The following is an 8854-nucleotide window of genomic DNA, read 5'->3' as shown; positions in this document are numbered from 1 at the left end:
ACTTTCAAGTGCTGAGAGACCGCCGGCCTGGTTACAGGCAGCACACGAGCAAGTCCGCTGACCGAACAAGGCTGTTCGACCAACAGTTCGAATATCGTGCGCCTCGTCGAGTCTCCGAGCGCTGTCCAGTGTTTCGCGTTAGTGGCCACTAACGCGAACTTAAATCGATGGGCCGGCACTGTCAACCTCGATAATCCGGGTGAACGTAGAGCGATCTCTTTCGGACAGGGATGGTCGCTCACAGTCGACAGGAGGACCAACCGTGACGTTCATGATGACCGCCGTTCCGGCGGAGCTCGATAGAGGATGATCCGTCCCGTCGGCAGAACCTGGGTGAGGAAATCAAAATCGCGGACGTTGCCGGTCAGCACGCTCGCACCCAACTGACGCGCCTGCAGGAACACGAGGGCGTCATTTAGGAAGCGGCGCTCGTGCCCCTCCCTCTTGGGCAGATTGCTCAGCCGGAAGAGCAAGCCAGCCAAGATCCCGGCCTGTCCCCAGATCGCATCGTCCGGTGCATGAAGTCGGTGGTCCGGAATGTCCTCTACCGTGGCTTCAATCGTCTCGAGGACAGCTTTTGTGGAGGCATGCTTAGGGTCCAGCTGACCAAAGGCTTGGGTCAGCTCAGACAGGCAGGCAGCGGAATGGTGGCATCGGCGATAGGTAAGCAGCGTATCGACTTCAACCGGCGATCGTCCCTGCAGGACATCCAGATAGACGCTCGTATCCAGAAACAGCGGTCCCCCGATCGCCGGTTCGTCAGCAACCCATGGGAGATCGTCGTCGGCCCTGCGCTTCAGCGTTCCGTTGTGCTTTTGGGGCTTTAGCGATCGGAGGGTTTCGGAAAGATCAAACCCCAAGATCTATGTCCGCCGGGATACTGCCCTTACGTCCGACCAGGCGGGCGCCAAAGTCATCTTCGAGGGCCAGGCGCGACAGCGCCAGTTCCAACAGCTCCGTGTCCGAGGTGACATGGGCGCGCTCTTGGCCGCCTCGATCAACTCCGCGGGCACCCGCGCCGAAAGACGGGTATTCTTCGCGGCGCCGAGGAGGCCGGCGGCTTTCGCTCGCTCCAGCACAAGTTTATTGCGGGTCGATGCGACCGTTGCTTCGCTTTCTGCAGCCGTCCGCGTCTGCCTAGCCATGAGAACCTCCTGTGTTGAACAGAATATAGATTTCGTTGAACGCATAGGCAAGGCTTAGTAGCCGCTGGCCGTCGGGACCATCGCTCCGGGATGATGAAGCGGACATCTGACGCTTTCGCACTCATCACGCGCGGTCAGTATTCGGGGCTTGCGACCCAACCCGTGAAGGGCTGAGAAGTCCTCATCGCATTGCAGCGCGACGGGCAGTCCAAGGTCGCCGACGCGCTCTCAAAGGGTGCGCGTTTTCAGCTCTACCTGGCCCTGCGGCTTGCCGGATATTACGAGTTCGCCCAGTTTCGACCCTCTGTGCCATTCATTGCCGACGACATCATGGAGAACTTCGACCATTTCCGGTCCGAGGAGGTTTTCAGGTTGTTTGGTCAGATGGCAAGCGCTGGCCAGGTGATTTATCTGACCCATCACCAGCACCTGTGCGAGATCGCCAAGGCTGTTGTTCCCGGCGTTACAATTCACGAGCTCACGTAGTTGGCTGCTGCGGCGTGGGATGAGTTGAGGCTGCAAACTGAAGTAAACGGCCGGGCCGTCAGAAACACACCGCGAAAGGACGGCGAGTGCCCGGCGTCGGGAAACGCATTCCCATCCTCCGCCGGCAAGCCGAAAGCTCCAAGCTGGGCAGCCCGTGCGAAGCCTTGGCGGCTCCGGCGCCGAAAAGCCGTTCAAAATGAGCGATGCCCCGCTGGTGCGGATTTGAAATCGTTTCAGGTCTCCTCCTGGAGTTCCTTTTCCTGACGAAAATGGTTTGCAATGAAGAGGGCTTTGGCGCTCGCCGGCTCAAACGAGGAACGCGCCTGGCTGATGTCGGTAGGCCTCGTGCGTTCCGGGTGGACCAATCGGAAGCCGACAGCGAGACGGTCCCAGAGATTGGTGGTGCCGGTGAGAAAGGTCAGCTGGGCGAGCTCTTCGTCACTAAAGGGCCTGTGTCCAGGCGAGGGCGGCGCGTTCGCGCTCGCTGTACAGCGAATCTGCCCTGCGCCAGTCATCGAGCAGATAGAGCCCGCTCTTCCGTCTCGCCGAGCGCGCGAACGTCCTTGTGTGCATATGAATGCAGTAGGCGCAGCCATTGATCTGGGATGCGCGCATCCTTACGAGCGCGATCAGACTCGGTTCGAGGCAACAGTTGCAGATCGCGTGTTCAAGCGCCCAAAGCGCATTCATAGCGTCAGAAGCTGCCTGGTTCGTTTTCTTGGGTTCAACTCGCATTGTCCTTGTCCCTTCCGGGTTGACGTTCCGCCGTCGCACCGGAAAGACGGCGTTCTTCGTTGCGCAAAATCTGCAGACCGCTCCAGTGCCATGGCGCGCTATGTCGAGCAGCACCGGCACTTTTCTGATCGCCTCTGACCGGTTTTCCCGGAAGAGGACCGCCAAATGGTGGACGTCCCGCGCCATTGCGGCCTGGTTGGCTTTGGCGGTCAGCCAGGTTCTTGAGCAATCCGCGCGGCGGCGGCTGATGCGCCGGAAGGCAGTCGATGCTCGCGAGGCGCAACAAAAAATTCTTTATCTAATCGCCGCAACCATGACGCATAAGATCCAATTGCAGCCGGCGGAAACACCAGAAATCACAGCCAGTGTTGAGGCGTACCGAACCCATATTGCCCACTTGCTGCAAGACCTGCGACACGCGGGTCCGTCCGAAAAAAATCATGTCTCGACCGGCAGCCGATTCGACCGCTTGATCTGCGTAAGCGCGAAGCTGGACTCGATCGAGGAGACGCCATCGAGCCGCGTCAGCTTTTCCTTCAGGAAGCGCTCATAGGCGTGCAGGTCGCGCACCACCACACGCAGCAGATAATCGCGCTGGCCAGTCATCAGATAGCAATCGACCACCTCCGGCCAGCGCGCTATCGCCGCGTTGAACCGCTTCAGCTCGCTCTCGCGCTGGCGCTCAAGCTTGATCGAGGCAAACACCGAGATCGGCAGATCGACCATGTCCTGGTCGATCAGGGCGGCATAGCCGGTGATCACCCCCATATCCTCCATCAGGCGGACCCGGCGGGCGCAGGGCGAGGCCGAAAGGCCGACCCGCTCGGCAAGCTGCTGCGCCGTCATCCTGGCATCGACCTGCAGCGCGGCAATGATCTTTCGGTCGATATTGTCCAGTCGACTTTTTGGCATCGAACGTTGCTCCATTGGCTGATATTGGCACAACCAGCTAACGCAGCTGCCCATCTCATGCAAGTTTAGCGACAATTGGTTTTTGCTCAGCCCTATGATTGAGACATCGCAACTGGGAGTCTTGCAGCATGGACAAACAAAAACTGGAGGCACTTTCGGCACTGGAGAAAAAGGTGCTCTGGCTGTCGACATGGATGATCCATAGCGCCAATCACCTGCGGGAAAATACGGACGGCTTGAAGGTTGGCGGACACCAGGCATCCTCGGCGTCGCTGGTGACGATCATGACCGCGCTTTATTTCTCGGTGCTGAGGCCACACGACCGCGTCGCGGTAAAGCCGCATGCCTCGCCAGTGTTTCACGCCGTCCAGTATCTTCTGGGCAATCAGACGAGGGAGAAGCTCGAAGGGTTTCGCGCCTTCGGTGGCGCGCAAAGCTATCCGTCGCGGACCAAGGATGTCGACGACGTCGATTTCTCCACCGGCTCGGTTGGCCTCGGCGTCGCGCAGACACTGTTTGCCTCGCTTGTGCAGGATTATCTCGGCGCCCGCGACGAAAGCATGCCCGAGGGCCGCATGGTGGCGCTGATCGGCGATGCCGAGATGGACGAAGGCAACATCTTCGAGGCGCTGCTCGAAGGGTGGAAACACGGCCTGCGCAACTGCTGGTGGATCGTCGACTACAACCGACAGAGCCTCGATGCCGTGGTTCGCGAAGGCCTTTGGGAACGCTTCGAAAACATTTTCCGGAATTTCGGCTGGGACGTCGTGATCCTGAAATATGGCTCGCTGATCGAAGCCTCTTTCACCGAACCCGGCGGCGAGGCGCTAAAGGCCTGGATCGAGGCCTGCCCGAACCAGCTCTATTCGGCGCTGACGTTTCAAGGCGGCGGCGCCTGGCGCAAGCGCCTGGTCGCCGACATCGGAGACAAGCCGGGCCTGGCATCGCTTCTCGACCGGCGCTCCGATGCCGAGCTCGCCGCGCTGATGACCAATCTCGGCGGCCACGACCTGCCATGCCTGATCGAGGCCTTCGGGACAGCACGCGGCAATGATCGACCGACATGCTTCATTGCATATACGATCAAGGGCTTCGGCCTGCCGCTCGCCGGCCACAAGGACAACCACGCCGGCCTGATGACCAGGGATCAGATGGCGGTCCTTCGTGCCTCGATGTCGGTCGGCGACGGGCGGGAGTGGGACGCCTTCGAGGGATTGGCTGCTGGGGATCTGGAGCTGCAACGATTCCTCGACGCCGTTCCGTTCGCGGCAAAGGGCCAGCGGCGCCGGCACGCCCAGCGCATCGTGGTCCCTGGTCGTCTCGTCGCGGAAGCCAAAGGCAGCGTCTCCACGCAGGTCGGCTTCGGCAGAATTCTGGACGAGATTGCGCGGGCTGGCGGGCCGCTCGCCGACGCGATCGTGACGGCATCGCCCGACGTCACGGTTTCGACCAATCTCGGCCCCTGGGTCAACCGGCGCGGCCTGTTCGCGCGTCAGTCACTCGCCGACACTTTCCGCAGCGAACGCATCGCCTCGGCGCAGAAATGGGAATTCGGCCCCTCCGGCCAGCACATCGAACTCGGCATCGCCGAGAACAATCTGTTCATCCTGCTGTCGGCACTTGGGCTGTCGCATTCGATTTTCGGCAAACGGCTGCTGCCGATCGGCACGCTCTACGATCCGTTCATCCAGCGCGGTCTCGATGCGCTCAACTATGCCTGCTATCAGGATGCGCGCTTCCTGCTGGTCGCCACGCCATCCGGGGTCACATTGGCTCCGGAAGGTGGGGCGCATCAGTCGATCGCCACACCGTTGATCGGGATGGCACAGGACGGGCTTGCGGCCTACGAGCCGGCCTTCGTCGACGAGCTCGCCGTCATCATGCGCTTTGCGCTGGATTATATGCAGCGCGACGGCGACGCCGTGCAGTCGGAGCGCACCTGGCTGCGCGACGAGACCGGCGGCTCGGTCTATCTGCGGCTCTCGACGCGCCCGGTCGAGCAGATCATTCGTCCCATGATGCCACAGCTCGAGCAGGACATCATCGACGGGGGCTACTGGCTGCGGGCTCCGGGTCCCAATGCCGAAGTGATTGTTGCCTATACCGGCGCGGTTGCGCCGGAGGCCATCGAAGCTATCGGCATGATGGCAGAGGACCGTCGCGACGTCGGTCTTTTGGCCGTGACTTCGGCCGATCGCTTGAACGCAGGCTGGACAGCGGCAAGTCGCGCGCGCGAACGCGGCCTCGTTCACGCCAGAAGTCATATCGAAAGGCTGTTTGCCGATCTCCCTGCGCATTGCACCATCGTCTCCGTCACCGACGGTCATCCGGCGGTACTCGGCTGGCTGGGTTCGGTGTACGGCCATCGCACGCGCAGTCTCGGCGTCGAGCATTTTGGCCAGTCAGGGACTATCGGCGACCTTTACCGCCACTTCGGCATCGACGCCAATTCCATAGCCACAGCCGCCGACCGGATTGCTGGTGGGCGCCCCATCCGCCATCTGCGCGCGCTGGATTGATGCTGACGACATTCTGTGGCCGAGGCCTGATCGTGGATCTGAAATCATGCCACTCGCTGCTCGGGTAACGCAATGTCTGAACGGCGCGCCTCTGTCGGACCGGGCTAGTGCTGAAGCCCGGTGATCATGGCGACGATCTCGTTCTTGTCGGTCTCGCTGGTCTTGCGCACGCCGATCTGTTTGCCACGTCGCAGAACACAGATCCGATCTGAGAGCCTGAACACCTGGTCGAGGCTGTGGCTGATGATCAGCACGCCAATGTTGCGCTGCTTCAGCGACAGAACAATCGTCTCGACCTTGGCGGTCTCGGCAACGCCGAGCGCGGCGGTTGGCTCGTCGAGCAGGATCAGCTTGCTTGCCCAGTGCGTGGCGCGCGCAATCGCCACGCCCTGGCGCTGGCCGCCCGAGAGATCGCGGATGGTGGCGTGAGCCGATGGAATGCGAACGTCGAGATCCTTCACCAGCTTTTCGGTGTCGTCGATCATCCGGCGTCGGTCGAGCAGGCCGAAGCGGTTCACCGGCTCGCGGCCAAGAAACATGTTCATGTAGACGGTCTGCTGATCGGCGAGCGCCAAGTCCTGATAGACCACCTCAATGCCGTGCGCGCGCGCCATGGTGGCGCTCGACATTGCCACCGCCTGCCCCTCGATGATGATCGTCCCGGATGTCGGAGCATGCACCCCCGTCACGATCTTGACCAGCGTCGACTTGCCGGCACCGTTATCGCCGACCAACGCCACTATCTCGCCGGGATAGAGCTCGAGCGAGAAATTTTCGATGGCGGTGAGGCCACCGAAATTCTTGCGGATGTCGCGCAGCTGCAAAACAGGGGGCGTGCCGGTCGTGGTCGCGTTCATCACTTGCTCCTAGACAGGCCAGGCAGCGGTTTCGCCAAAACCGTTTTCGATCGTTTCGACTTGGGGCGCCCCCTTTGAGACACCGGAGATGCCGACCACGTAGGCGCGGGTCACGAACGCCTGGCCGCGAAAGCCGAACACCGCCGTGTCGCCGGAGCGTGGCGCATTGGCGCCGCTAGCGTCAATCATTGCGTAATAGTCGATTGCCGCAGGCGGCGGCACCTCGACGCTTCTGAGCGCGGCGGCGGCCGTGGTGGGTTCTGCGGACACGATTGCCTTCACCTCATAGTCCGGAAAGATCGGATCGATATAGAAGCCGCCACCCAGGCAGTACGCTTTGCCGCCAGACAAATGCGAGACCTCGGTCAAATACAGAACGGCAGGGAGCTCCGGCAGATCTTCCATGACGTGCAGCGCAGTGGTGCCGGCCAAGCCATTGCCCGGTTCACATTGCGTGGCGCCGGCTTCGGCCAGCGCGCCAAGCAGGACACTCGACGTTGTGCCGGGCGCGTTCACCTCTATGTCGCTGCGACCGGACTTGGCGAGCGCTTCGGCAGCTCTGCCCAGTGTCGCCAGATTGTGTGTCGGCAGGACCGTTCGCGTGGTCTGGTCGAACAACAGCGCCGGGAAGGTGGTGATGCCAGCGAACCGTCCGCCGTCGAGACCATCCAGTTTTTCGGCGACCGCGGCGATATCAGCCGCCTCAAAACCACCTTCGTGGCCGCGGTAGAAAACGTCACCATCGGCGCGGATGCGGGCAAGCAGGTTTTGCGTGTACCCGGCGAGCCTTGCGCCGGCAGCGGCTTCTTCAGCCTTGGTGTCGTTGAAGACGGTCCAATAGTCCGGCCTGAACGTTTTGGCCGCCGCATTGGCCTCGTGCCTTGCGATCTGCTGCAGGTGGCCAAGATGACCGAGCCTCAGGCCTGCTCTGTGCGTTGCCCGCGCGCAGGCCATGTCGACGGCGACGGCCTGATCGATGCCGCCACGCTTGAGCGCATGGCAGAACGAACTGGCGCGGCCGACCTGCTTGGTCATGGCGAAAATCTTCAGGCCGAACCGGTCGGCCTCGCGCTTCAGGACCCGGGCATTGCTTTCGACGGCATCGAGGTCGAGCACATAGGAATTAGCCGGCAGCTTTCCTTCCTGGTGCAGGCGCATGGCGCTTTCTATAAAGCTCGGATTGCGGCGCCGCAGAACATCGAGGAACATGACAAAACTCCTTCAACGGGACTTTTCGCGCAGCGATACGGCGACGGCCGCAAGAATGATCAAGCCGCGCACGATCATCTGGTCGGAGACGGACAGGCCCATCAGGATGAGGCCGTTGTTCAGCATGCCCATCATCAGCGAGCCCACCAGCGCACCGACAATCGATCCCTTGCCGCCGTTAAGCAGGGTTCCGCCGACAATGACGGCCGCTATCACCGTCATAAGGTCGGTTTCGCCGAGCGTGTATTTCGCAGCCTGCAGCCGGCCCGCATAGAGCAGCCCGGCAAGGCCGGCGAGCCCGCCGCTTGTGGTCAGAACGGCAAGCCTTATCTGCGCCACGCTGATGCCGGAAACACTGGCGGCACGGCTGTTGTCGCCGGTGGCCAGCACATGGGCGCCGAAGCGCGTCTCGCGAAAGACGAGATGCGCGATCGCAACGGCAATTACCGTCCACCAGATCAAAGACGGAACACCCAGCAAAGAACCCGAGCCGAAGAAACCGGTGAAGGCGTCGTTGGTGACCGGGATCGACCGCAAATCGGTCATCGAGCGAGATACGCCGGCAAACAGCCCGAGCGTCGCCAGCGTTACCAGGAATGAAGGCAACTTGACGTAAGCCACGAGGGCGCCGTTGAGCAGGCCGATCAGCAGGCCGGCGCCGAGGCCGGCCAGCACCCCAGCCACCAAGCCGTAGGCGTTTATCGCCACCGCGGCGGCAAGGGCTGCCACGGCAACGATCGAACCTATCGAAAGATCAATCTCGCCAGCCGACATGACAAAGACAAGGCCGATCGCCATGATCGTCACGGGTGCCGTCTGCAGCACGATGTTCGACAGGTTGCGGACCGTCAGAAAACCGCTGTCCTTCAGTACGATCGCGAAGAACAGAAAGATCGCCAGAAATCCGAGATAGACGACATATTGCTGCAGGTTGAAGCGGCTGACCAAGCTCGCTGCCCGGCCGGGGCTGGTGTTGACACTCGACATTCTC

The 8854-nt window shown here is 61.6% G+C and carries 8 protein-coding genes and 2 pseudogenes; 2 read left to right on the top strand and 8 right to left on the bottom strand.

All coding sequences use genetic code 11. The features are described 5' to 3' along the window. The 3 genes and pseudogenes from NKH41_RS28280 to NKH41_RS28270 form a co-directional block, all read right to left on the bottom strand. The coding region (locus NKH41_RS28280; protein ID WP_352935081.1) for an ArsR/SmtB family transcription factor at positions 1–149 on the bottom strand (149 nt) is incomplete at its 3' end. A gap of 120 nt (positions 150–269) precedes the next feature. Beyond that, complete coding sequence (locus NKH41_RS28275; RefSeq protein ID WP_352774978.1) at positions 270–860, bottom strand: type II toxin-antitoxin system VapC family toxin; 591 nt, start codon at positions 858–860, stop codon at positions 270–272. After that, positions 850–1145 (bottom strand): annotated as a pseudogene (locus NKH41_RS28270) (hypothetical protein). The gene NKH41_RS28275 and the pseudogene NKH41_RS28270 overlap by 11 nt, the downstream one beginning before the upstream one ends. A 48-nt stretch (positions 1146–1193) precedes the next feature. Here NKH41_RS28270 and NKH41_RS28265 point away from each other — a divergent pair. Beyond that, a pseudogene (locus NKH41_RS28265) lies at positions 1194–1631 on the top strand (ATP-binding protein); the annotation flags it as partial. A 441-nt stretch (positions 1632–2072) separates the two neighbouring features. Here NKH41_RS28265 and NKH41_RS34265 read toward each other — a convergent pair. Both NKH41_RS34265 and NKH41_RS28255 read right to left on the bottom strand, forming a co-directional pair. Beyond that, complete coding sequence (locus tag NKH41_RS34265) at positions 2073–2552, bottom strand: carboxymuconolactone decarboxylase family protein (protein WP_502898819.1); 480 nt, start codon at positions 2550–2552, stop codon at positions 2073–2075. A 252-nt stretch (positions 2553–2804) separates the two neighbouring features. Further along, complete coding sequence (locus tag NKH41_RS28255; RefSeq protein ID WP_352935078.1) at positions 2805–3278, bottom strand: Lrp/AsnC family transcriptional regulator; 474 nt, start codon at positions 3276–3278, stop codon at positions 2805–2807. Between the two features lie 128 nt (positions 3279–3406). Between NKH41_RS28255 and NKH41_RS28250 the strand changes: the two genes are divergently transcribed. Then, positions 3407–5797 (top strand): thiamine pyrophosphate-binding protein, encoded by a 2391-nt coding sequence (locus tag NKH41_RS28250; RefSeq protein ID WP_352935075.1) that lies wholly within the window; start codon positions 3407–3409, stop codon positions 5795–5797. 104 nt (positions 5798–5901) lie between these two features. On the opposite strand, the gene NKH41_RS28245 is transcribed toward NKH41_RS28250, so the two are convergent. The 3 genes from NKH41_RS28245 to NKH41_RS28235 are packed head-to-tail and all read right to left on the bottom strand — an operon-like array spanning position 5902 to position 8850. Further along, positions 5902–6654, bottom strand: a complete 753-nt coding sequence (locus NKH41_RS28245; protein WP_352458022.1) for an ATP-binding cassette domain-containing protein — start codon at positions 6652–6654, stop codon at positions 5902–5904. Positions 6655–6663: 9 nt separating this feature from the next. Beyond that, positions 6664–7863, bottom strand: coding sequence for an alanine racemase (locus tag NKH41_RS28240; RefSeq protein WP_352472943.1), 1200 nt, complete (start codon positions 7861–7863; stop codon positions 6664–6666). Positions 7864–7875: 12 nt separating this feature from the next. Further along, positions 7876–8850 carry an ABC transporter permease gene (locus tag NKH41_RS28235; RefSeq protein WP_352935072.1) on the bottom strand — a complete coding sequence of 325 codons (975 nt, stop codon included), beginning with the start codon at positions 8848–8850 and terminating at the stop codon, positions 7876–7878. Positions 8851–8854: the final 4 nt, after the last annotated feature.

Source organism: Mesorhizobium sp. M1169 (genome assembly GCF_040318345.1).
Classification (GTDB): domain Bacteria; phylum Pseudomonadota; class Alphaproteobacteria; order Rhizobiales; family Rhizobiaceae; genus Mesorhizobium.
Note: the sequence above shows the minus strand (reverse complement) of the source record. Positions and strands in the feature narration are given on the sequence as shown.